Below are 25,073 nucleotides of genomic sequence, written 5' to 3' on the forward strand. Positions count from 1 at the left end.
TGATTGTGGTCCCCGTGATCCTGAACCCTGTGATCCGCTGTCCTGTCCTGTCATCATGCTGCCTGCTGCCCCGGTCTGTACCCGATCTGTCCCGATTTGTTTGTCATGGCCCCTATAACCCCCATGCTCGTCACGAGTTGATCTTCACCAACGCCCCCTTGATGTCGAACATGGCCCCGGCCTTGTGTTCCGATGTTATGCCTGCTGTGGATTTGAACTGCATTGTTGCCTTCAGCTCGATGGTCGGGGATTGCAGAGTGATTGAGGAGCCGTCCATCTCGATCTTGCTCATGCCGACCTGCAGCGTGATCTTCTGCCCGGCGGTGATCTGCAGTGTTTGACCCACATCAAGCGTGTCATTCATGCCGATTTCTGTGGTGCGATCCTCGCCCACTGTCAGCGTGTGATTCTCGCCGACGGTCAGCACATCATCGACATTGACCGTGGTAGTGCAGTTTCGTAGAATCTCCCATGTCTGGTCATTGAGCACCTTGGCATTCAGGTCATATTGCGCATGGATGCGCAGCTCTTCATTGCCTTTGGTATCATCGAAGACCAGTTCATTATACCCGCCCCCCCCCGGCGTGGAATTCGACTTCATGCCCATGATCTGGCCTGCGCCGGGCAATTCGAACGGGGGTTTGTTATCGTCATTATAGACGCACCCCGTCACCAGCGGCTGGGCCGGATCGCCGCCAAGGAACTCGACCAGCACTTCCATGCCGACGCGCGGGATGACGATGCCGCCCCAGTTCTTGCCTGCCCACATCTGTGCCACCCGGCAGCGCATGGATTTCGCGCCCTCGCGGTCCCAGTGGAATTTCACCAGGATGCGGCCATATTCGTCGCAGTCAATCTCGCCCTCGCCCACGACCATCGCGGTCTGCGGTCCCTGCACGCGCGGGGCGGCGGGGGCGGCTGCGGGCACCAGGGGGCGGGATGTCTCGATAAATTCGTAGCGGCCCTGATAAGTGTCGCGCTCGATCGTGCCGCCATCGCCCGTGCGATACCCTTCGGACAGAAACTCGTGGCTTGCACAGATCACGGCATAGGTCATGTCATTGAGGGCCTTGTCCGGGTGTCCGCTCAGCCCCGTGCGCATACCGGCCCCAAGCCCCACGCAATCACCCTCGGCAAAATAATGTCCATCCGCCGCAGTCACCTGTTTCAGACGGGTTTCAGCCAGTTTCTTGCCAAGCTCCTGATCCGGATAACCTCCTGGAAAAATAAAGCTTTCTAGGTCGTCATGGGAATAGCCCGTGCCTTCGGCCTGTTCGGCATCCATCTTGCTACGGGGGGTTTTGAAATTATAATCCACCAGCGCCACACGGCCTGTCGTCATGCGCCGTTCTGCGCGCCAGTCATGCAGATGTTCCGCCACATCGCGGTATTGCCGGTCGGTCACCCGCAGCGGACGCGCGCCCCCGGGAACTTCCGGCAGGCTGTCTACATCGTCAAACAGCACAATCTTGTGCGCGCCTTTTTCGTGCATGGTGGTATGATTGATGCCGAACATTGCCATCAGGCGGGTGACGAAATCCAGATCTGACTCCGCAAATTGAACCGTGTATTCCAACACTGGATAGTTGCGTTGCAGAAGGTTTTCATGCGCATGACCATACTCGGCAAAGACGGCTTCGATGATCTGGGGCGCGGTCATTTCGTGGAATATCTTCTGGTTCTGGCGTAGCCCCAGAAGCCATAGCCAGGGCCGCAAGGTCAGCGCATAGCCATGGCCGCCCCACAGGATAGTAGTTTCGCGCGCCTCGGTCAGGAGCCCGTCGAAATAGCGCGGTGGGTGGGCCGGGTCGATGGTGCGCAATTCGACCGTGACATTGCGCCCCAGCAGCTTGTTGAAATCCACCCCGCCCTTTTCAGAGATGCATTCGACATCGATATGGGCTAGGGCATTGACCGCCTCATCCCCGCAGAAGCGCACCAATGCCAGATCCGTCCCACTGGCATGTAGAATCCCGAGCCTGTCTTTCTGAGAGATCATGATGAAAGCTCTTTTCTATAGGGTATTCGGTTTCGTCTTCGAAATCTACCGGGCAGGTCCGGCAGCGTGATCCGCATATTCTTATACATTGTCCAAAGCTCAAAACGAAATATTTTGTCATGTGCGGGGTCAGCGGGTCGATTGCCGCAGGCTGGGGCGGCCCCCTATGCGCATTATCCCTTGCGCGCGTCCTCTCGCCGCAGGGCGCCTTCACACCGGAACAAGTCACGAATGACAGGGAATATTTAGAACAAAAATTCCTGCGCGCGCCCTCCCTTGTCTGCACCCCAATTGCGTCAAGAGGGCAAGGGGTGGGGTTGCTTGCTTGGGTCGGTCTTGTGGAATTTTCCGGCGCTCGGAAAAAATCTGACTGTTTTCGCTTGATTTCCAGTGTGGAAATGCGGGATTATCCCGCAAAAGAATTGACAAGTATGGCCATGTCAGGCTTCAATTTGAGCATCCGATTTCCTGAAATGGAGTTATCATGTCCGACTCTGCCCAGAAGGCGCTGCGGCGCAATCGCCCGCCACGCGTCCATATCAGCTATCAGGACCCCTATGATGAAAGCGCGCAGGTCGAACTGCCATTCGTCATGGGCGTCATGGCCGATTTGTCCGGCAATGCTTCGGCCAGGGAAAAGCCGAAGGTCGCCGACCGGCCCTTCACGCAGGTCGATCCGCAAAGTTTCGACGATTTCATGGCCAGTGTCGAACCCGCCATCAGCCTGAGTGTACCCAACAAGCTTGGCGATGCGAAGGATGAGAAGCTGGGCATGACGCTGACCTTCCGCGGCATGGATGATCTTGATCCGGGGCGGATTGCGGATCAGGTGCCCGCACTGCGCCGCTTGCTGGATGCACGCCGTCAGCTGGCCAATCTACAGCGCTACATGAACGGCAAATCCGCGGCCCAGGACATGCTGCGCCAGTTGCTGAGTGATCCGGAACTGATGAAACTGCTGGACCAGAAGACGGCTTCCGGTGACAGCGCCACTGACGACGACCAATAGTCGCCCGCGACGGGGCGGGCGGCGTAATCTTGCCGCAGCTTGCATGACTGCATGCCAGACAGGGACAGGACAGTATGGAACAGGAAAAGCTTCGCCAGACCGGTGAGACTCAGACCGAAGAGCTCGATGAATTCTCATCGTTGCTCAAGGCCAGTTTCAAGCCGCGCAATGAAGCGGCGGCCGCGGAAGTGGACAATGCCATCACCACGCTGGTGCGCGAGGCACTGGCCGATCAGTCTGTGGTCAAGGAAGATGTCCTTGATACCGTGGACGAGATGATCGCCCGGCTGGATGAGAAATTGTCCGAGCAGATGAATGAAATCCTGCATGCGCCCGCATTCCAGCAGATCGAAAGCGCCTGGCGCGGGCTTGCGCATCTGGTCAATAATTCCGAACCCGATGCCACGCTGAAGATCCGGGTGATGAATATCTCCAAATCCGAGCTGGACCGCGAATTGCGCAGCTATCCCGGCGCGAAATGGGACCAGAGTCCGTTCTTCAAGAAAATCTATGAATCGGGCCTCGGCACGCTGGGCGGTGAACCCTTCGGCTGCCTGATCGGGGATTACCAGTTCGACCATTCCTCGGCTGATGTGCGCGTGATGCGCGGGGTCAGCATGGTGGCAGCCGCCGCGCATGCGCCGTTCTTCGCGGCAGCAGCGCCCACGCTTCTGGGGATGGACAGCTGGAATGAGATCAACAACCCGCATGATATCGGTTCCCTGTTCGAGACCCCCGATTATGCCGCCTGGCGTGGCCTGCGCGACAGCGAGAATTCGCGCTATCTGGCCCTGACCATGCCGCGAGCGATGGCACGGCTGCCTTATGGGCAGGACAGTCTGCCGGTCGAGGAATTCAACTTTAACGAAGAAACCGACGGCCATACCGGGGAAAAATATTCTTGGATGAATGCGGCCTATGCGATGGGCACCAATATTGCCCGCGCGCATAAGGATTATGGCTGGACCGTGCAGATTCGCGGCGTGCAGTCGGGCGGCGAGGTGCTGAACCTGCCCGCGCATACCTTCAGCACCGATGAAGGGTCGATCGACATGAAATGCCCCACCGAAGTGTCGATCACCGACCGGCGCGAGGCGGAACTGTCGAAGGCGGGCCTGATCAGCTTGGTGCATCGCTCGAATACCGACAAGGCTGCTTTCATCGGGGCGCAGTCAGTCTACAAGCCCAAGAAAATGCAAAGCCCCGAAGCGACCGCGTCGGAAAATCTGTCGGCGCGTATTCCCTACATGTTCGCAGTCTCGCGCTTCGCGCATTACCTCAAGCATATGGTGCGCGACAAGATCGGGTCCAACCGTGAGCGCGAGCAGCTTGAGTATGAGTTGCAGGACTGGATCAGTTCCTATGTGCATATCTCGCCGGCCAATGCCAGCGAGGATGAGAAGGCACGTCTGCCCCTGGCAGGTGCCAAGGTCGAAGTTCTGGAAGATCCGGAAAATCCGGGGTATTATGTCGGTAAATTCCTGCTGCGACCACATTTCCAACTGGAAGGCATGGATATCGGAATGAGCTTGGTATCCAAACTTCCCTCAAACTGACCGATCAACCTGAATTAAAACCACAACGTTCTAAACTTCGGAGGATATCATGGCTGTAGACATTCTGCTCAAGATCGACGGCATCAAAGGTGAAAGTGTCATTGACGGGCATCAGGATGAGATTGATGTTCTGTCCTGGTCCTGGGGCATGACCCAGAGCGGCACCACCCATACTGCAACTGGCGGCGGCGGCGGCAAGGTAAATGTTTCGGACATTACCTTTACCAAGCTGGTCGATATCGCCACGCATGAACTGATCAAGGCCTGTACGTCCGGGCGTCACATCAAGGAAGCAACCCTTGTCGTGCGCAAGGCCGGCGGGGCCAAGCCGATCAACTATCTGACCCTGAAAATGTGGGAAGTGCTGGTGTCATCCTACAATACCGGCGGGTCCAATGATGACCTGGACCGCGTGCAGGAAACACTGACCTTCAACTTCGCCCGCTTCGAGATCGAGTATCAGCAGCAGGACGAGAAGGGTGGCAAGAAAGGTTCGGCCAAGGCTGGCTGGGATATCGCCAAGAACAAGGCGGCCTGATCGCTATCATCGGTCAGGGCTGCGTGCCGCGTGATGCGGCTTGTGGCCCTGATCTTTCGGCAAGGACGCAGATCCGGCCCGGCCGCGCTTCGCGGGCGCGGGTGTGGATTTGCCCGAATGTCGCCTGCAGGGCGGCTGCATGACGTTTCTGTCCGGCGCCACATCCGGTGATGGCGGAAACGGACAGGACTGTGTTGTCATGCCGTCTGCAGGGCCGGGGGCAGCAGGATGCGCAAGAAGACCAGTTCCGACAAGCATGACCGCGTTTTGCATACCCCGCTGTTGCAGGCGTTCCGCGATGCCGCGCAGGCCGGTGATGCACGGCGCAGCGAGATCACCTATACCGAGGATGGCGCGCGGATTGTCACGCAGCGCTCCAACCGCGTCAGCTCGAACGAGGCGGCGCTGCGCCACAGCCTGGATATCGATCTGGGGCATCTTCTGAACACGGTCAATCTGGCCGCCGCCCTTGATCTGGAGGACCACCCGCATGTGCGCCGTTCGGTGCTGAATTTCGGCATGCAGGATCTGGTGCATCTGAGTATCGATTCCGCCCGGCTGTCGCATCTGGCCGAAAGCCTGCGCACGGCCCTTCTGGCCCATGAACCGCGGCTGAATGCGGCCTCGCTGGAGATTACGCAGCAAGATGATATTGACGAGGTCAACCAGCGCATTGCCTTCACGGTGCGCGCCGAGATGGTGTGCCGCCCGGTCGATGTGCCGCTGGAATTCCTGGCCGAGATCGATGTCGGTTCAGGTAAGGTAGATCTGCGCAATCTGGCACGCCCGCGTGCTGCTGCCCGTTCGGGTACTCCTGCCCCTGACGCGCCCACGCCGCGGCGCGCGGGGGGGGGCGTCCATATTCCCCCGGGCATGGAACAGCACGCCGCCCGTACCCCCGGTGCGGGCCGCAAAGACTAGGAAAGGGCGCCATGCGGCAGGAATTCCTTGATATCTATGAGCGTGAACTGGGACTTCTTTATGACCGGGCCGAGGCCTTCGCACTGGAATTTCCGGGCCTTGCCGACCGTCTGGGCGGGCTTGCGCGCGATCGTATGGACCCGGGGCTTGCAGGCTTGCTGGAGGGGGCGGCCTTTCTGGCAGCACGGGTGCAGCTGAAACTCAATGCAGAGTTTTCAACCTTTACCACCGCGCTTCTGGACCAGCTTCTGCCGGGGTATCTGTGTCCCATCCCTTCGGCGGCGCTGATGCAGGCCGATCCCGATTTCACCAATCCCGATCTGGCCACGGGCCGCCGCTTTGCCCCCGGCAGTTATCTGGATGCCAGCTACAGCGACCGCGACCGGCGCGTGCAATGCCGATTCCGGCTGTCGGCCCCGCTGGAATTATGGCCGCTGGAGATTGACCGGGCAAGCTACAATTCCGGGGTGGGTGCATTGCAGGCGCTGGGGCTGGAGGTCACGCGCGAAACCGCAGCCGGGCTGCGACTGCGCGTGGTGCGCCGTACCGGCGCGGGCAAGCCCGACCCCGATGCCCTGCCCACAGGCCCGCAAGACAGTGTCATGCCAGTCAGCGCGCTGGCGCGGAACGGGCTTGCGCAGCTGCCGGTGCATCTGCATGGGCCAGCCGCCGAGATGGCCGCGCTTTATGAGCAGATTTTCGGAAACTGCCTGCGCATCACCCTGCGCTGGCTTGACCCGCAGGGGGACCCGGTCTTTGCGTCTGTGCCGACGGGGTTTGTCGAACAGATCGGCTTTGACGCGGAAGAGGCGTTTTTCCCCGAGGAACGGCGCGCGTTTCCGGGCTTTGCGCTGCTCAAGGAATTTCACATCCTGCCGCAGAAATTTCAGGGCTTCCGGCTGGTTGGTCTGGCACAGGCGCTGGCGCGGATTGACGCGCCCGCCTTCGATATTCTGTTTGAATTCGGACAGGCCGATGCCCGGCTGCCGCCGATCCTGAAACCGGGGAATTTCCGGCTTTACACAGTGCCCGCGATCAACCTGTTTTCCGAGCGCTGCGCGCGGGTGAAGATTGATGACAGCCAGCATGATTATCTGCTCAGCCCGCAGCCGAGCCCTGCCGAGCATTACGAAATTCATTCTGTCACGCGCATGCGCGCCTATTATGGCGATGGCAAGACTGCGATGCCGGTCTGGCCGGCCTATACGCTGCCCGGCCGCGAGGTGCGGCCCGGTGATGCGCTTTATTACAGTCTGCGCCGCCGTCCGCGCCGGGTATCGCTGGCAGAACTGCGCCGCAGCCCCAACCGCGATTATACCGGCTCCGAGATGCTGGTCAGCCTGCATGAACCCGCCCAGAACGATGCCGCGATGCGTGTGCGCGGCCTGCAGGCGGATGTACTGTGCACCAACCGCCATCTGCCTGCACAATTGCCCATCGGCATGCAGGCCGCCGATTTTCATCTGGTCGATGACATTTCAGTGGCGTTGCGGGCCTTGGCGGGACCGACGCGCCCGCGCGATTCACTGGCCGAACAGGAACCCCCCCACAGCCATTCCGCCCGCCCTGATGGCACCGGAGGGGCGCGGTTGTGGCAGTTGATCAATTGCCTGCAGTTCAATCATATGGGGTTGCAGGACCGGTCTGCGGAAGATCCGGCCAATGGCCTGCGCGAGGTGCTGTCGCTTTTTGCCGATCTCTCGGATGCGATTACCGCGCGCCATGTGCAGGGGCTGGTCGGTTCGGAAATCCGGCCCGTCACGCGGTCCATCCGCCATGCGGACGGTTTTGCGCCGGTGCGCGGGCTGCAGGTGACACTGACCTTTGATGACCGCGCCTTTGAGGGGACGGGGTTTACCCTTCTGAGTGCGGTGCTCGACCGGTTCCTGGCCGATCATGTGCAGGTCAACAGTTTCACCCAGACGATCATCCGTTCGCGTGCGCGTGGCGAGGTGCTGCGCTTTGTGCCGCGTTCGGGCACGGGACCAGTGTTATGAGCGGGGGCGCAGGCGCATGAGTGGCAGCATGGCCGATACCCGGTCCGGCCCGGCACAGAAGGCGTCGTCACCCGCGCATTTTGCCCATCCGATGCGGCTGGATGATGATCTGCGCGCGCGCATGGCCGAAGAACCTTGGCATTTCGATGTGCTCAGCCTGCTGCGCCGACTGGAAGCGGCCCATCCTGACATGCCGCGGCTGGGCAAATCAGTGACGCTGACCCAGGAAATCGTCGTGCCGCGGCAGGATCCGTTTCTGGAATTTCCCAGCTGCAATGTGACCCGAGTGCAGTTCAACACGGACGGCCCGCATGATGTGCATGTGCAGTTCATGGGCTATTTCGGCCCGCAAGGCGCGTTGCCCCTGCCCCTGAGCGCAGAGGCCCATCGCTGGATGGTGCAGCGCAATGATCCGTCATTCGCCCGCTTCGCCGATATCTTTGCTGCGCGTTTCGTGCAGTTCTTCTACCGCGCCTGGGCGGATGCGCGTCCTGTGGTTCAGATGGACCGGCGCGAAGACGACCGTTTCCGCGCATGGTTGGGCGCGCTGATCGGGCGGGGCAGTCCGGCGCTGCGCGACCGTGACAGCCTGCCCGATGATACCCGACTGGGCCTGACCGGGCTTCTGAACATGCGCGTGCGCAGCATCGCACGGCTGCGTCAATGCCTGTTCCATCTTCTGGGCACGCCCATCACGCTTGAAGAACATGTCGGCACCTGGTTGGAATTCGACCCCGCCGATTGCAGCCGTCTGGGCCGTGTGGCCAGCACATTGGGGCGTGATATCTGTCTGGGCACCCGTGCTTTCAGCCTGAATGACAAGCTGCGCCTGACGCTGCATTGCCGCGATCTGGCGGAATATAACGCCTTTCTGCCCGGTCAGCCCGAATGCCGCCGCCTGATCGATTTCCTGCAAAGCTATCTTGGCCCCACACTGGAGGTTGATATCGCGCTGAGCCTACCTGAATACTTGGCCCCGCCCACACGGCTGGGGCAGGCGGGGCAGCTGGGCTGGACCAGCTTCACCCTGTCTCCGCCCCCCCCGGATGCCCCCGCCCCCCTTGCAGCCACGCTGCGCCCCTGTGCCGTTTTTTCGGCCTCCGCCCATTGACCCGCCTGCCTTCAAAGGAGTTTTTCCATGTCTGAAATCAGTCTTGAAACCGTTGCCGGCAAACTAAACCGTGTGGGGTATGACGCTTTTATGAAGGCGCTGCGCCATGCCAAGGGCGAGGGGAACCGTCATGTGGAGCTTGCGCATTGGTTCTATCATCTGCTGACCAATGAACGCTCGGATGTTTCGGTCACGCTGCAGCAGATGGGGGTGGATCGCGGGCAGGTGATGAATGACCTGCAAAAGGCGATTGCGGGGTTCCGGCGCAATGTCACCGAAATGCCCGGCATTTCCGGCCATCTGACCGATGCGCTGGACCGAGGCTGGCATTATGCAACGCTCTTGTTTGGTGAATCACAGATCCGCTCCGGGCATGTGCTGGTGGCAGTGCTGCGCACCCGCGACCTCTATCGTGCGGTGGCCCAGATTAGCCCGCTCCTGAGCACGCTGGAAGCTGATCATCTAGCCGCAGAGGCGCGCACGCTCTGGGCTGGCTCCGAAGAGGAAGACATGCGCCCGATGGATGGCACGGGCCTTGGGGCGGGTGCGGCCACGGGTGACGGGGGCGGCGCGGGTGCGCCCGGCGGCAGCACGGCGCTGGGGCGCTTTGCCGTGGATATGACCGCGCAGGCGGAATCGGGCAAGATGGACCCGATCGTGGGCCGGGACGAGGAAATCCGCCAGATCATTGATGTGCTGATGCGCAGGCGCCAGAACAACCCGATCCTGACCGGGGAAGCGGGGGTGGGCAAGACTGCCGTGGTCGAAGGGTTCGCGCAGGCGCTGGTGGCGGGCAATGTGCCGCCCGCGCTGCAGGGCGTGCGGCTGTTTGCGCTGGATATCGGGCTGATGCAGGCAGGGGCGTCGATGAAGGGCGAGTTTGAGCAGCGCCTGCGTTCGGTGATTGATGAAGTGCAGTCCAGCCCCACGCCGATCATCCTGTTCATTGATGAAGCCCATACCCTGATTGGCGCAGGCGGGGCTGCGGGCACGGGCGATGCGGCCAATCTGCTGAAACCGGCACTGGCGCGGGGCACGCTGCGCACTGTGGCCGCGACCACCTGGGCCGAATACCGGGTGCATTTCGAGAAAGACCCTGCGCTGACGCGGCGTTTCCAGCCAGTGAATGTGGATGAACCTTCGATCATGCGCGCCTGCACCATGCTGCGCGGCATCCTTGCCCCCATGGAGGCGCATCACAAGGTGCGCATCGCCGATGAAGCGGTGGTGGCGGCGGTGAACCTGTCGGCGCGGTATCTGCCGGCGCGGCAATTGCCCGACAAGGCCGTGTCGCTGCTGGATACGGCCGCTGCGCGGGTGGCGATCAGCCAGTCCGCAACCCCCGCCATGGTGGCCGATCTGCGCGCCGAAATCGAGGCGCTGGAACGTGAACAGGCCGCGCAGGAGGCGCAAGCCGATCTGGGCACCCAGGACACAGCGCGACTGGCCGAGATTGCAGAGGAACTGACCGGGCTGGGCGATAAACTGGCGGCGGCCGAGGCTGATTACACCCGCGAGAAGGAACTGGTCGAAGGTATCCTGTCGTTGCGCGAAAAGCTGGTGCAGGCGCGTGCGGAAGCGGGCGCCGGGGCGGATACGCCTGCAGATACGGATACGGCAGATGCCGACGAAGATGAGTCTGGCAAGGAGGAACCGGGCAGCGGGGATTCCGGGCAGGCGGCAGATGAACCCACCCCCCCCGACGAAGACAGCCTGCGCGCGGCCCTCAGCGCGCGGGTCACTGATCTGGAAACAGGCGATGCGGACCGGCGCATGATCTATGCCCATGTCGATGAACAGGCCGTGGCCAGCGTGATTTCCGACTGGACCGGCATTCCCGTGGGGCGCATGGTCACGGATGAGTTGCGTGCTATTCTGGAACTGCCTGACCGGTTGCGCGAACGGGTGATCGGGCAGGATCACGGGCTTCTTCAGATCGCCAAACGCATTGAAACCAACCGCGCCAAACTCGACAATCCCGGCAAGCCCATCGGGGTGTTCATGCTCTGCGGCCCGTCGGGTGTGGGCAAGACCGAAACTGCGCTGGCGCTGGCCGAAGCCATCTATGGCGGCGAGCAGAATGTCATCACCATCAATATGAGCGAGTTTCAGGAAGCGCATACTGTTTCGGGGCTGAAAGGCGCACCGCCGGGCTATGTGGGTTATGGCGAAGGCGGGCGGCTGACAGAAGCCGTGCGGCGCAAACCCTATTCCGTCGTGCTGCTTGATGAGGTGGAAAAGGCGCATCCCGATGTGCATGAGCTGTTCTTTCAGGTTTTCGACAAGGGGATGATGGAAGATGGCACCGGGCGCCGGATCGATTTCAAGAACACGGTCATCCTGCTCACCTCGAATGTCGGCACGGATGTCATCATGGACATGGCCGCGCGCGGCGAAACCCGCCCCGACCCCGACACGCTGTCAGACGCGATGCGCCCGCATCTGCAGGCGGTCTTTCCGCCCGCCCTGCTGGGCCGGATCGTGACCATCCCCTATTTCCCGCTATCCACAGAAGTGCTGGCGGGTATCGTGCGGCTGAAGCTGAACGCCATCGTGGGCCGGATGAAGGCAGGTCATGGCGCCAGCATGGTCTATACTGATGCGGTTCTGGACCATATCGTGGCGCAATGCCGCGACCCGGATTCGGGCGGGCGGATGGTGGATAATATCATCACCAACACCATCCTGCCCGACCTGTCGCGCGCGGTGCTGACCCGCACGCTGGAAGGCGTGGAATTTTCAGATGTGCGCGTCGATATGGGCGCGGACGGGTTTGTGTATGAGATAGAGTGAGCAGCATAGCAAACTGTAAACAGGATATTTCAACATTGGAGGAAATGAAAAATGGCAGACACTATTTCGTGGCATGTCGTGACAGGACGGACGGCCAGGGGCACCGAGCCTATTGGCGCAGTGGGCTTCATCGGCAATAATGCTGTGATCGTGATTTCATTCTTTGATGATTACGATGGCAACAAGGATGGCCGGGTGTCCTGGGGTGAATGGGCAGCGGCCAAGCTGTCTCCGCTCAGCCTTAAGAACAAATCTGTCGTTGAGGTTGCGATGGCAGGGCGCTATGACGTCGGTATTCTGTCGCGCGATCCCAGTTTCAACCAGATGGCCATGCAGATGTTCCAGAACTTTGCGAGTGGGCTGATAGCAGACGGGATTTATGCCGCTTATTTTGCAAGAGGGGTCAGAATGGGCGCCGGTGCTGCTGCCGTGATGATTACCAACAGCAAGGTGAAGCAGTTTGTTATCAGGAAAGGCTTTGAAAAAGCTGTCAAAGAGGCCTTTGACGCCAGCGTAACATGATACAAAACGTCTGGTGTCGGGATGATCCGTTCCCGGCTGCTGCCGAGGTATTTGCATCGAGGCTGCGACTGAGGTTTTCTGACCTTGACCCGGCCCCCAGACGGGGTAGGCTGGCGATCTGACAAGATTTGGAGACAGTATATGGCGGATAATTTTGGCGGCGCCGGCTTTCAGACAGCCAATTACACCATCACCGGCAGCACGAATTCATATGATGTCGAACAGGCCTTGGTCTATGTTGTCGAACTTGACAGAAGAATAGCCGAGGAAACTGGCCTCGATATGGTCTCGCTGGCCTCGGCGGGGGTTGATGCCTATGGGGTGGCACAGGTCAAGAATTCACTGGGGCTGTCGGGCCGTGCCTATGTGAAAACCCATGCTGGCAAGCAATATCTGATTCTGAAGGGCAACCCCAGACAAAGACCGGTCCTGCGCGGCACACGCTATCTGGCGTCCAATCCGCAGGTTGCCCATATCACTGTGGGTGCAAGATCGATTGCCCGCGCGGCCGGGCGCGTGACAGGAATTGTCTTTGTAGCCTATACCGCGCTGAATGTCGTTGAACATCTGATGACCAGCGACGACCCCCGGCTGAGCAGCCTTCTGGGCAATATTGCCGCTGATATGATCAAGTTCTTCGTTGCGGCCGGGGCCGGGGTTCTGGCGGGCATCCTTGTGGGTACGCTGACGACTGTGGTGGCCGGTCCCCTTGTTGCTGCAATCTTTGTGGGTGTGGCCAGCGGAATCCTTCTTGACCGGCTGGACAGGCAATACGGATTGACCGAAAAGCTCATCCTGGCAATTGAGGCAGTGCAGGTTCAGGCCGAACGGCCCTTTGCCCGACTCGCCCGCGAGATTGCTGCTTGGGAAAGATGGTTCATCGATAAGGCGGTCCGCCAGAGCATCCGCTTCCGATGAGCAGAAGCGTTGCCATCGGCGGGCTGTGCATCTTTGCCCTTCTGTTTTTATGGGCGGCCTGGTGGGGCTGGACTGATTTCCGCGCATTGCGGCTGGAAATAGCGGGCTGCACCACACCGCTGACAGTTGATCAGACATCTTTCTGGATGATGGGCATGGCCGGGATTGCCGTACTGCCGTTTCTGAGCGCAAGTGCGGATGTGCGGGTACATCGTGTTCTCTTCAGCCTTCTCATCATCTGGGCTCTAGGCGTTCCGATCATCAGCTACATGACCCTTATTTCGGATGCCACAGCGCAGGGATATCCCCTGCCGTCGGGCGCGCGTGTCCTGCTGTTTGCAGAATTTACGCTGCAGGCCCCGGCCTGTGACGCATGACAGGCCCGATGCCGGATATCTGACTGAGCCCCCGGGGGGGGATCCCCCCATGACTGTTGCTGCTTGGCAACGAACGTTCCCCATTCGCGCCATCCGTCGTGGAAACACGGCCCCTTTCACAATCCGGTGTTGAGCGATGCTGCGCATGGCGCTAGGCTGACAGTAAAATATTCATACGCAGCGCCCGCCTGCGTGGTTTTGATTTGGAAGGAATACCATGGCCCGCCGTCACCCGATCCTGACCGAGTCCGACACCAGTAACACACTCATGCAACCAGATTCCGGAACAATCACATTGCGCAGGCCGCCTGCCCGGCGCCGTGCCATTCTGGGCACGACAGCGCTGGTGCTGGTTCTGGCAGGCACTGCAGTGCAGGCGCAGCAATGGGACGATCCCAGCACAGGCGGGGACTGGGGCACGGCCGCCAACTGGAACCCGGCAACTGTTCCCGATGACAATACCGCCGCAGTTGTGGTCCCCGTCGCTGTTGGCGGACCGCAAGTGATTGACCTTGACGGCAACAGTTTCACCATCAACAGCCTGACCCTGAATGGCGATTTCGATGTGAATAACGGCACCCTGATCCTTGACGGGGCCGCGCCTGCCGCCATCACGCTGGACGGCGTCGCGACCACTGCCGGGATCGGGGCTGATCTGACGCTGGCCGTTGACAGTGACGTCATCACGACCGATGGGGATTCGGTCCTGACAATATCGGGGGATATCGATGGCGCGGGCGGGCTGCAGATCAATGGCGCGGGGACCGTCCTGCTGAGCGGTGCCAACAGCTTTACCGGCGGTACCGTTGTGGCGAATGGCACGCTCAACAACAGCGGCACGCTGGGGGATGTGGACAATCAGGCGGCGGGCACGTTCAACAACCTTGCGGGGGCGATAGCGGATGCGGTCACCAATGCGGGGACCGGCATGAATGACGGCACGATAGCCTCGCTCGACAACCTCGCGACCGGTGACTTCACCAATACCGGCACGATCAGCGGCAATGCGGAAAATGCAGGCACGCTTAATCATGACGCGGGTACGATTGGCGGCACGCTGACCAACACGGATGGCACCACGACAGTGGCGGCGGGCGCGAGTGTGACCGGCACAACCACGATCACCGGCGGCAATGTTGATAACAGCGGCACGCTGGCGGATGTGGATAATCAGGCCGGCGGCACGTTCAACAACCTCGCGGGGGCGATAGCGGATGCGGTGACCAATGCGGGGACCGGCATGAATGCGGGCACAATCGCTTCGCTCGGCAATCTGGCGGGCGGTGTCTTCACCAATACCGGCACGATCAGCGGCAATGCGGAAAATGCAGGCACGCTTAATCATGACGCGGGTACGATTGGTGGCACGCTGACCAACACGGATGGCACCACGACAGTGGCGGCAGGCGCGAGTGTGACCGGGCGCGCCTTTGTCAGCGGGGGCGCGCTGACGAACAGCGGGACCATCGGTGACGGTATTGAGGTGACGGGCGGCACTGCCACCGTCGCGAACGGTGGCGTTGTGAACGGCGCGGCATCATTGCTGGATGGCGGCGCGCTGAATATCGATGCAGGCGGCAATCTGAATACCGATCTGACAGTGAATGACGGGGCGGCCGTTAATTCCGGCACCATCACCGGTGCGGTGAGTGTTGACGGGGGCAGCTTCAGCACGGATGGCACAGTGAATGGCGATGTGACCAATAACGCAGTCACCAATGCCGAAGGCACGATCAATGGCGCTGTGACCAATAACGCCACCATGACCGTGACCGGCAATCTTGGCGGAATCGGCGCCCTGATCAATAATGACGTGCTGAACCTGAATGCCGGGACAGTGACAACGACCACCAGTGTGAACAATACCGGTGTTGTGACCGCTCTGGGCGGCGCTGCCCTGACCGCGACAGGGGCATTCACCAATGCCGCAGGCGGCAATCTGAATTTCGACATCGGTGGCGGAACGGCGACAGTGGGCAGCACTGGCGGTGTCTTCACCAATAGCGGCACGATCGCGCTGGTCCATGGCGCAGGCACTGGCACGCTGACCATCGAAGCAAATGGCGGGCTGGTCAATACTGCAGGGTCCGAGATCGGCACCCTGACCGGGCAGGCAGGCGATGTCGTGCTGGTCAATGGGAACGTGTCCGGGGACACCCAGCTGCGCCTGAATACGGATCTGTCGGTGCTGGATGCGGGTGTCTCCGATCTGTTCCAGACGACAGGCACCATGGGCGGCACACTCAATGTTGATTTCACCTCCGTGGGCGGGCTTGCCCTGCAATCGAACCGGATCGTGTTTGTCCAGACGGCGGGACTCCTGCCCGGCTTTGACCTGCAAAGTGTGACGGGCCTGCCCGGTGGCGGGTTGATGGATGTCGCCATTACCCAGGACGCGGACAGTATCGGCATGCAGCTTCTGCCCAACACCTCGCTTGGTGGGGTGGCGGGGACGCTGGGGTCTGTACAGGCGGTCATCGGTTCGGTGGTCAACCGCCCCTCCAGCCCCTTTGTCAGCCGGGTTCTGTTCGACGCTGTGGGCGGCTGCACACCGGGCGCCTGGGCGCGCGGCATCATGGGCCGGGCCACCGCCGATACCACGACCAATTTCGGCGGTACGGGCGTCACGGTGCCCAGCACATCGCGGCTGAGTTATCGCGGTATCCAGGGCGGATTTGATGTAAGCTGCATCGATGATGGTCCGGGTGGGCTGGAATATGCCTTCGGGGTCAGCTTGGGCGAGAATACCGGCAGCACCCGGCAGAACCGCTTCGCTTTTGATCCGATCACGCTTCAGCCTGATCTGACCATGCCGCTTTCACCGATTACCGGCAGCTTCAACCAGCGCTACGCAGCGGTTTATGTTGTGGCCGAACGGGACAATTGGGTGGGCGATCTGCAACTGCGTCACGAACGCACCTCAGTAAGCTTTACAAACCTTGATCTGGGTCTTGATAACTCCACGATCCGGACCCGTGGCACCACGCTCAGCGGCAGTGTGACCTATTTCCATTCCCTAGAGAACGGATTCACCCTGGCACCCACTGCAGGCTTTGCCATCACGCGCACTGGTTCCGGCACGTTGAACTTTGCATCCACTGATCCGCTCGACCCACCGGGAACCATTGCCGCGACCTTGACTGCGGAACCGCATACTTCGAAAGTCGGTTTCATAGGCTTGTCGCTGGCGCGCAGTCATGTCAACGAGGAAGCGCAGTCGGCCACCACGGGGTTCGTGACGACTACACTTTACAATGACTTTGCGCGTATGCGCCGGACGCGCTTCGGGCTGGCCGGCGGGGGGGCCACCACTGATCTGGATACCCGCACGCTGGGGGCCTATGGCGAACTCAGCCTGGGCATGAGCTATGTCAAACTGTTCAGCGAAGGGGCGGGTCCGGTACGACAGCTGACTGCCACCCTGCGTGGTGATGCGCGATTCAGCGGTCGGTTGGAAAGCTATGGGTTGACAGCGCAGGTGCGGTTGAATTTCTGATCTGGTGGGATATGCGGCCAGGGGGCACGCGCCGGAACGGGCGTGTGCCCTTTGCGTTGGGTGGGTTGCGGAAATACACCGGCGCCTAGCCTGAAACGGACCCGCGGGCAGGGATAGCGCCTGCACCATCGGTCCGCCGCAGGGTGGCATCCGAGCACCATGCGCCTGTTTCGCCTTCTGCGTGAATTCGCATGATCTGCCGGTGCGGCAGGAGGAGCCGGAAGGGGCGGTTACAGCTCAGCCAGCAATCGGTCAACCAGCGTGCGAAATGCGGCCAGCCCCTCTGGCTCGCGGATAACCGCGATCCGCCCCGACGCGCCGCGCATCTTTGCCTCGGCCCATTCCACGACATAGCCCGCATCGCGCCCGCGCAGGAACGGGTTGGCATTGATCACGCCCGCCCCGAACAGGGTCAGCAGATCTTCATGCGGCGCGGCGCTGAGGGCTGTATGCGCCCCTTCCATGCCCAGAAAATGTGCCAGATAAAGCCGCCCCGCCGTAATTTCATGGCCGCGCGCGCGCAGATAGCTTTCGCCTTCGCGGGACAGGTTCAGCACCATCTCGCGCGAGATGTCGGGATCGGTGCGCAGCGCCAGCAATTCGCTGCGTGACAGTGTGGCCGTCAGATCCGGGCGATAGGTGCGCATCATCCGCAGCCAGGTGCTTTCGATGAACTGCCCCAGCCCGGTGGCTGTCGACAGCGGGTTGCGTGCGTCGGCGCGCCCGGCGGATTCGATCTGAATGATGCGGTTGACCAGCTGTTCCACGGCACCGCCGCCGGTCAGGGCCTGGGTTTCGCTGCGCGGCGGGGCACTGGCCTGCCCGGCGGCGGCAGGACCATAGCAGGCCGGGGCGCGGGCGGGGTCGGGGCGGTGGATATAGCAGCGCAGCCGGGTTCCGCTGTCGCCGTCAAGCGCGACATAGATCAGCTGATCCAGATCAGAGGCCTGTGTGCTGCCATCACCCCCTCCCGGCATGGCACTGTAAAGCAGCGTCAGCCGGTCTTCGGGCGTCGCATCGCTGTCCAGCTTGTAGGTCTGCGCCAGCAGCATGATCACCTGCCCGACCAGCCCCGGCGGCAGGCCATGGCGCAGGGCCGCGGCATAAAGCGCATCCATGACCCGCGGGCTGGCCGTGCCCTGTGCGCCTGCCTGCGCCGTGCCCGCAAGCAGCGCAGGCAGATCCTGCCGTAGCCATGGGTCCGCGGCCGTGCCGATTTCCGGACCCGCCGGGGGGGGCTGCGGGTCTGGCCCGCCTTGCCGGGGCAGGGCATCCCCGCGCCCCAGCGCCCCCAGATAACGATCGCCGTCATAGATGGCGAGCTGGGCAAATTCCGTAACCCCTGATGCCTGACGCATCTGCCGCAAGGCCAAAATCTGGCCTGCCTGCAGATGATCCCGGCCCAGAGCTTCGGCTGCGGCCTGCGCGACATGGCGGGCCTCGTCTGAGGACAGCCCTTCGTTTTCCAGCAGGCTTGCCAGACCGCTATCGCGCGACAGCCGCAGGAAACTGTCCATGAAAGGGCGCTGGCGTGCATGTGTGGGGATCAGCGGAAGCGCATCCGCCCCCCGTTCTGACCCTGGGCCTCCTCCCGCCCCATGCTCCACCAGCGCGCGGGCCTCGGCCACGCTGCGTGGTGTGCGGGTACTGGCAGGCAGGGTGCGCGCATCTGCCGGGGCGGTGGGGCGCTGCATCATGCGCTGGCGTTGTGCCTGAAAGATGGCAAAGTCATCTTGGCTGGATGGCAGGGTCACGGCAAGGCGTTCCCCCGCAGCAAGCAGTGGTGCTTGAATGACCAGAATTTCACCCTGTCCGCGATCAGGCGGCAAGATATCGGGGCGGGGCAGACGGGCGGACGCGACTCCACCGCCGCCGCCTAGTTGTAACAGCAGCGGGTCGCCGGGCAGATCGATGCTGCCGCGCGGGAAAGATGCGTCATCCATATCCTGTGCGGTCAGTGGTGGTGCAGGCAGAGCAGCCCCTTGGGTTTCTGCGGGCAGTGTATCGGCATTGGATAGATCCGGGCCGGGCATCCCGGCCTGGTCCGGCGGGGGACGGGGCTGATCCGTGCCCCGCGGGCCATGTTCCAGCAGGAGCCAACCCGCCGCCAGCCCTGCCAGAATACCCGATCCCGCCAGTGCTCCCGCCACCCGCCACCCGCGCCTGCGGCGATGGCGCAGACTGGCCTGTCTGCGGGCTTGCAGGAAACGGGGATCGAGCTGACTCACATGGAAGTCCTCAGCGGAACGAACGGAGCGCATTTTGCATGCGCGACCCTGATGGTGCGGCAGGTGTGGCAGGGGCTGCTTGTTGCTGTACCGGCGGGGATGCCGGAGCCGGTGCCCGCGTGGTGGTGGTGCGCGCGCGCTGGCTGGGGGCCTGCGCCACCGGGGCCGGGCAGATTGCGCCGGTGCTGGCGCGCACCATTATCAGGATTTCCGGCGTCGGTTCCTCGCCACTGGTGCTTTGCCCGCTATGCGTCAGGTAATTGCGCAGAGCCCCGCGGGAGCCGGGCCCCCATTGCCCGTCAATTTGCATCCGGTAACAGCCCACCTGCTGCAAGGCAGTCTGCAATTCCGTGGCCAGTTCCTGCGCGGTCATTTCTGGCAGGTCCATGCCGGGCGGGGTGACATCAATGCCGATGATCCGCTGCCGCCCGTCCGGCTGATCAGGCCTGCGCAGGTCCGGAATGCGCGCGGGATCAAGGGCGGCCAGCCATTCGATCGGTGCATCAGGAATGAATGGAGATTGCCCGGTGGCAAGGATATCACTGGCCGAAAGCTGCTGCATTGGCACTGCGCGCGCGGTGCCTATATCGCTGCCCGCCCCGGGTAGCGGGGCCAGCGCGGCTAGGGTAATGCTGCCGCTGCCCGCAGCATCAGGGCGCGCGGTCTCCGCGGTCTGCGCCTGTCCGTTAGATGCGCCGGTCCCGTCGACATCGTCGATGAAGATCAGCGAGGCCGCGAAATCCGGTAATTCCGTTGCATCTGCAAGCGGACTTTCCGGCGGGAGCATGACGGCGGCGGCCTGCGTAACGCCGCTATCCGCACCGATGGCGGCACTGATGACTTCATCCGGAATCTGCGCGCCCTGTGCGCGCCATGTGCGCAGGAAACGGTCCTGCATCACTGCGGACATCGTTGCCAGTGCGGCCAGATCTTCTGCAGTGGGTTGCAGGGGGTTGAAGAAGAAGGGTGCGGTCAGCGAAGACTGGTCCCAGGGGATCTGCTGGCCGAGGGTTGCTGCCTCGACCTCGTTGCGCACTTCGATCATCATCTGTGAAATTGGCTGGCCTTCGGTGCCAAGATGGCGCAGCAGGGCGCTGGTGAAGGGGCTGTTATCGCCTTCGCGGCCATCATAGGTAAGGTTGCCGGGCTGGGTGGCGAAGGCCACGAATGTGTCTCGCCCGGTTTCCGGCACGGCCAGTCCCATCGGTGTATCATCGCGCAGCGCCGCAGGCAGCGGGTTGTTGCGGCAGGCATCCAGCAGGATGATGCTGCGCCGTCCCTGCGCGCTGATCCGGTCAGTTACATCGTCAAGGCGCAGCGTCTGCGCGGGAACCATCGCGGGAGTGTCAAGCACGGCATCGACCGGGGCGAGGTAATTCACCCCCGATTTCTGGAACCCATGCCCAGAGAAGTAGAACAGCGCCGCATCTGCCCCGGCGGCGGCGTGCGCGAACTGCCCCAGCGTGTCGGCAAAACCCGCGTGCGTGCTGTCAAGCAGCAATGTGACCTCAAAGCCCTGTGTCTCCAGTGCGCGGGCGATGGCGCGCGCGTCACGGGTGGCATTGGGCAGGGCTTCAAGATGGGTATAGGCACCGTTACCGACCACCAGCGCCATGCGCCGGTCCTGCGGCTGTGACAGCGCAGGGGCAGGTGCATGCAGCAGCGCCAGCGCCAGCGCCGCCAGTGAGGCCATGAAAAACCTTGCGATGGACAAGCACATCTCCTGAAACCGAGGTGACATGAACACGAATACCGCCACGGTGCCGATTTTAGCGCGAATCCCGATGACAGGCGAGTCCCTCCATGGCCAATATGCGGATTTTCACCATATCGTGGGGTGACCTGTGCGCGCGCGCCATACGGATAGCCAGCGCCGGGGCATATTGCCTGAATCCGTATCATTTCCGATGGACCCGCGATGCAGCTCCGTCAGCCTGCGGACTGGTCACCGATGCCGGAACATGACCCCGCCAGGAAAGGGCGAACCCCGTCGGCGGCGCGGCTTTATGCGCCGCCGACACCTGTTTCAGACCGGACTAACTCGCAAAAAGGGGGCTTCACCTGACATGATCAGGCCATGCGCATTCACGCAACCGACTTAGCGGAACCCGCCCCGGATGGTTCCTTGCAGTCGGCTACCAGTATCCGTCGCAGGGGCGGGGGCTGGTGCTGGCGCGGGTGCAGGGCTTGCCTGGCGCGGCGGAGCGGTGGGGGCCGCCCGCGCGGGTTGCGTCACACGCGCCGGAGCCTGCGCCACAGGGGGCGGGCAGATTTCGCCGGTGCTGTCGCGCACCATCTGCAGGACTGCGGATGTCGGTTCTTCGGTGGTGGTGCGCTGATCGCTGTGGGTCAGGTAGTTACGCAAGGCTCGGCGCGAACCCGGCCCCCATTGCCCGTCAATGCGCAGCCTGTAGCAACCCACGCGCTGCAATTCGGTCTGCAAGGCCATGGCCAGTTCGACCGGGTCCATCACGGGGCCGATTTCCAGATCAGGCACGGTATCGGTGATGTCAGTACCGATAATACGGCGGCGCGCGCCCACGCCCGCGACTGCTGCACTTGGTGCGTCCAGCGACGCCAGCCGCAGCGCCGGATCGGCGGGCGGGGTGCTGGCAGGACCAGCCGCAGGCATCAGGTGACGGTCCGGGGGCGCGGGGCTGGCGACAAGCGACAGATCGGGCGGCAGGGGGGAAGGGGCATCCGCCGGGCGCTGCCCCGTTTCACGCAGGGTTCTTTCACGCAGGGCTGTTTCGCGCAGCGCATTCTCCCGGAGGGCTGATGCGCGCGCTGTACTCTCGCGTATAGCCGCCACATGGATAACTTGCTCACGGATGGTCGGGACTGCGGGTTCCGCGACCGGGTCTTCGATATAGATCAGATCGAAAACCGGTATCTCCTCCAAATCCGATGCCGCACTGGTCTGGCCCGGTGCCATGCCGGGCAGTGCCATGCTCAGCACCACTACTGCAAGCGCGCGCAGCGGTGGATGCGGCGATTTGGAGGCGAGGCAGGTGCGCGGGGCATGGGGGTGAATGGCTGGTATCATAGCCCTATTATAGCGCGAAAACCGTTCTCGTACGAGTCCCTGATGTGCGTCGCTAGTTGTCTTCAGCGGGCTGGCCGCCGGTCCACGCCCGCTCCCGCGGGCATGCTCCTCACACATAGCCCACCGATGCATTGTCGGTTTGTCCCCTCAGATCAGATCTGCTACACTGTGTGTCATAGAGTGGTTTTTCGGGATTTTTTACAATGTCTTCAGGCCCGGGCTGCGGTTTGCGCGGAATCCGGCCTTCATGCAGGAGAATAAGGACATGACCCCACATCGCGCGCGCTGGCAGGCTGGCCTGATGGCGCTGAGCATGGCGCTGTTGCCCTTTATGGCCGCCGCACAGGACGTGGACCAATCCGCCGACAGTGTTGAAGATATTGTGCAGGCGCTGATTGCCACCGCCGATCTGGGGGCCGCGCGCGCTGTGTGCATCGGCACGCCGCAGGATTGCGCCCCTGCACCACTGGCGGGTCTCGACATGCGCGTGGGGTTCGAATTCGATTCCGACCGCCTGACGCCGCAGGCACAGGACGCGCTTGGCGTATTCGCCACCGCGCTGCGCGATGCCCGACTGAAGGCGGCGGATTTCCGTATTGAGGGCCATACTGACGCCCATGGAACGGAAACCTACAATCTGGAGCTGTCGCAGCGCCGCGCGGCTGCTGTGCATGATTTCCTGCACGCGCAAGGTATCGACCCTCTGCGGCTGGAAGCTGTGGGCCTTGGGCAGAGTCAGCCCCGCCTGCCTGATCCCTATGACAGCGACAACCGCCGGGTTGAATTGCGCGCGATCCTGCGCCAGACCCCCGACTGAGTTGACGGTTTCAGACTCCGGTGCTCCGGGGTCTGCTTTTCCCCTGCAAGGATATCCCCCATGAGCCTGCAGCGCTTTCTGGAACCGCTCAGCCCTGATGACCCCTGTGGCCCTGACCTGTTCGAGGCGATGGATGACGCGCTGGATACCTATCTGCTTGATGCCGAAGAACGCCTGCCGCAGCAATTCTTTGACGGGGCTGGCAAATTGCGGGTTGAACCGGGCACGATCAAGCTGGAGGCCGAACTTGCTGCGGCTGCGGCGCTGCTGGAACGCACACGCGATCTGCGCGTGCTGGCCTGGCTGGCACAATTCTGTGCCGTGGGGCGTCATCTTGAAGCGTTGGTTGATTGCATCGAGTTGATGGCAGGTCTGCTGGAAAACTATGGTTCGCAGGTTCACCCCCGCACCATTGAGGATGAAATCGACCGCTGCAATGCGCTGGAAATGCTTGACGGGGCTGCCACCATGCGCCTGCCGCTGGAATTCATGCCGTTGGCCAGGGACCGCCGCCTGAATATGCTGAGCTGGCGCAAATTCGCCATTGCCGACGGGCGGCGCAACCCGGTGGCAGAGGATGGTCAGACCCTTGAGATCGACACGCTGATGGCCGCGTTGCGCGCGGCTGAAAATGCCGATCAGGTGACAGCTAGCCATGCCCTGATCCGGCGATTGAAAGACGGGCTGAGCCGGGTGGAACATGCCTGCCTGCTGGATGAAGACCGCCCCTTCCGGCCCAATCTGGAAAAGGTGCAGGCCCAGATTGACGCGATGATCACGCTGCTGCATGACGCCCGCCCGGATCTGGCGGGCGGGGATGCGGGCGATCAGGGCGCGACCACGGGTGAAGGCGTGGGCGAAGCCCCCATCGCCGCAGCGGGGGCGGCCGTATCCGGGGGCGCAGGTGCGCCTGTGGCACCCGCCGCCGCCGCTCCGGGCAGTATTGCCAATGCCCTGCAGGCCCGCCACGCGCTGGAAGCGCTTGAAGGGTATTTCTCCCGGCATGAGCCATCCTCGCCCAGTTTCGTTCTGGTCCGGCAGGCCAGACAATTGCAGGGCCGCCCTCTGGTCGAAGCACTGCAACTGCTGGTGCCGGACCGCTTTGACGATGCTCGCATCGATTTCAGCCGCGACACCGGCTTTGTGCTGACAATGGAGCGGATGCGTGCGCTGTCGGATATTGACATCACTGACAGCCCCGAAGAAGCTGCAGCCGAACCGCCTGTCGTCACCACCCGCGGCGATGCAGCGAACCTGATGAGCGCGCTGGAACGCTTTTTCGCAGCCACCGAACCTTCAAGCCCAATTCCGCTGCTGCTGACGCGCGCGCGCGGCTATCTTAACCAAAGTTTCTCAGCCATTCTGGCAGAATTGTTTCCGCCAAGAGATGACTGATCAGGGGACTGCCCCTGCAGCGAAGTGGCTCATAGTGCATTGCCAAGTTGATTGCCGCGGCTGATTTGGTTCGCGTTACTGACAATGTCGAGCAGATATTCCTTGATGTTGGTTGCCAGTTTGGTTTCCTGTTGCACGAGACTCTCGCCTCGAGAGTTCGCGCTTACAGTTTTTGATGCTGTCACAAATCATGGATAAAAATTAACCCATGATGTGGAGTGGTGGGCGTTGTTGCAAAAGTCTGACGACGGAGGATTCACTTCGCGAATCCATGCTGTTAGACGCGCTGCATGAGCAAGCCATTTCCCGCCCGCTACCGCACGACGAACTGGTCCAGCTACAACGCGTCG

17 protein-coding genes are annotated in these 25,073 nt (G+C 62.0%); 13 read left to right on the plus strand and 4 right to left on the minus strand.

The window, feature by feature from the left end:
* Positions 1-130 precede the first annotated feature (130 nt).
* Positions 131-1,999 (minus strand): type VI secretion system Vgr family protein, encoded by a 1,869-nt coding sequence (locus PUT78_RS17340; RefSeq protein ID WP_274353536.1) that lies wholly within the window; start codon positions 1,997-1,999, stop codon positions 131-133.
* A 484-nt stretch (positions 2,000-2,483) separates the two neighbouring features.
* On the opposite strand from PUT78_RS17340, the gene tssB reads away from it, so the two are divergent.
* From tssB to PUT78_RS17395, 11 genes are all read left to right on the plus strand, one after another.
* A complete protein-coding gene (tssB, locus tag PUT78_RS17345) occupies positions 2,484-3,008 on the plus strand; it encodes a type VI secretion system contractile sheath small subunit (protein ID WP_274353537.1) in 525 nt (174 codons plus the stop codon).
* Positions 3,009-3,082: 74 nt separating this feature from the next.
* Positions 3,083-4,564, plus strand: a complete 1,482-nt coding sequence (gene tssC / locus PUT78_RS17350; protein ID WP_274353538.1) for a type VI secretion system contractile sheath large subunit — start codon at positions 3,083-3,085, stop codon at positions 4,562-4,564.
* A 49-nt stretch (positions 4,565-4,613) separates the two neighbouring features.
* Positions 4,614-5,102 (plus strand): Hcp family type VI secretion system effector, encoded by a 489-nt coding sequence (locus PUT78_RS17355; protein ID WP_274353539.1) that lies wholly within the window; start codon positions 4,614-4,616, stop codon positions 5,100-5,102.
* Positions 5,103-5,330: 228 nt separating this feature from the next.
* Positions 5,331-6,023, plus strand: coding sequence for a type VI secretion system baseplate subunit TssE (gene tssE / locus PUT78_RS17360; protein ID WP_274353540.1), 693 nt, complete (start codon positions 5,331-5,333; stop codon positions 6,021-6,023).
* 11 nt (positions 6,024-6,034) lie between these two features.
* A complete protein-coding gene (tssF, locus tag PUT78_RS17365; protein WP_274353541.1) occupies positions 6,035-8,020 on the plus strand; it encodes a type VI secretion system baseplate subunit TssF in 1,986 nt (661 codons plus the stop codon).
* A 28-nt stretch (positions 8,021-8,048) separates the two neighbouring features.
* Complete coding sequence (gene tssG / locus PUT78_RS17370; protein WP_274353542.1) at positions 8,049-9,131, plus strand: type VI secretion system baseplate subunit TssG; 1,083 nt, start codon at positions 8,049-8,051, stop codon at positions 9,129-9,131.
* Between the two features lie 27 nt (positions 9,132-9,158).
* Complete coding sequence (tssH, locus tag PUT78_RS17375) at positions 9,159-11,924, plus strand: type VI secretion system ATPase TssH (protein ID WP_274353543.1); 2,766 nt, start codon at positions 9,159-9,161, stop codon at positions 11,922-11,924.
* Between the two features lie 51 nt (positions 11,925-11,975).
* Complete coding sequence (locus PUT78_RS17380) at positions 11,976-12,446, plus strand: hypothetical protein (protein ID WP_274353544.1); 471 nt, start codon at positions 11,976-11,978, stop codon at positions 12,444-12,446.
* A 141-nt stretch (positions 12,447-12,587) separates the two neighbouring features.
* Positions 12,588-13,364: a hypothetical protein gene (locus PUT78_RS17385; protein ID WP_274353545.1), complete on the plus strand. Its 777-nt coding sequence runs from the start codon at positions 12,588-12,590 to the stop codon at positions 13,362-13,364.
* The gene (locus PUT78_RS17390) at positions 13,361-13,741 is read left to right on the plus strand and encodes a hypothetical protein (protein ID WP_274353546.1); all 381 of its coding nucleotides are present in this window, start codon (positions 13,361-13,363) and stop codon (positions 13,739-13,741) included. The genes PUT78_RS17385 and PUT78_RS17390 overlap by 4 nt, the downstream gene beginning before the upstream one ends.
* 217 nt (positions 13,742-13,958) lie before the next feature.
* A complete protein-coding gene (locus PUT78_RS17395; protein ID WP_274353547.1) occupies positions 13,959-17,237 on the plus strand; it encodes a beta strand repeat-containing protein in 3,279 nt (1,092 codons plus the stop codon).
* A 230-nt stretch (positions 17,238-17,467) separates the two neighbouring features.
* Here the strand turns inward: PUT78_RS17395 and PUT78_RS17400 are convergent, their stop codons facing one another.
* The 3 genes from PUT78_RS17400 to PUT78_RS17410 all read right to left on the minus strand — a co-directional run bounded on the left by PUT78_RS17400 (position 17,468) and on the right by PUT78_RS17410 (position 22,511).
* Complete coding sequence (locus PUT78_RS17400) at positions 17,468-19,465, minus strand: hypothetical protein (protein ID WP_274353548.1); 1,998 nt, start codon at positions 19,463-19,465, stop codon at positions 17,468-17,470.
* A 10-nt stretch (positions 19,466-19,475) separates the two neighbouring features.
* Positions 19,476-21,179 carry a caspase family protein gene (locus tag PUT78_RS17405; RefSeq protein ID WP_274353549.1) on the minus strand — a complete coding sequence of 568 codons (1,704 nt, stop codon included), beginning with the start codon at positions 21,177-21,179 and terminating at the stop codon, positions 19,476-19,478.
* A 384-nt stretch (positions 21,180-21,563) separates the two neighbouring features.
* Positions 21,564-22,511, minus strand: a complete 948-nt coding sequence (locus tag PUT78_RS17410; protein ID WP_274353550.1) for a peptidoglycan-binding domain-containing protein — start codon at positions 22,509-22,511, stop codon at positions 21,564-21,566.
* A gap of 265 nt (positions 22,512-22,776) precedes the next feature.
* On the opposite strand from PUT78_RS17410, the gene PUT78_RS17415 reads away from it, so the two are divergent.
* Positions 22,777-23,328 (plus strand): OmpA family protein, encoded by a 552-nt coding sequence (locus PUT78_RS17415; protein ID WP_274353551.1) that lies wholly within the window; start codon positions 22,777-22,779, stop codon positions 23,326-23,328.
* Positions 23,329-23,388: 60 nt separating this feature from the next.
* Positions 23,389-24,723, plus strand: a complete 1,335-nt coding sequence (locus PUT78_RS17420; protein ID WP_274353552.1) for a type VI secretion system protein TssA — start codon at positions 23,389-23,391, stop codon at positions 24,721-24,723.
* Positions 24,724-25,073: the final 350 nt, after the last annotated feature.

Source organism: Roseinatronobacter alkalisoli (assembly GCF_028745735.1).
GTDB lineage: Bacteria > Pseudomonadota > Alphaproteobacteria > Rhodobacterales > Rhodobacteraceae > Roseinatronobacter > Roseinatronobacter alkalisoli.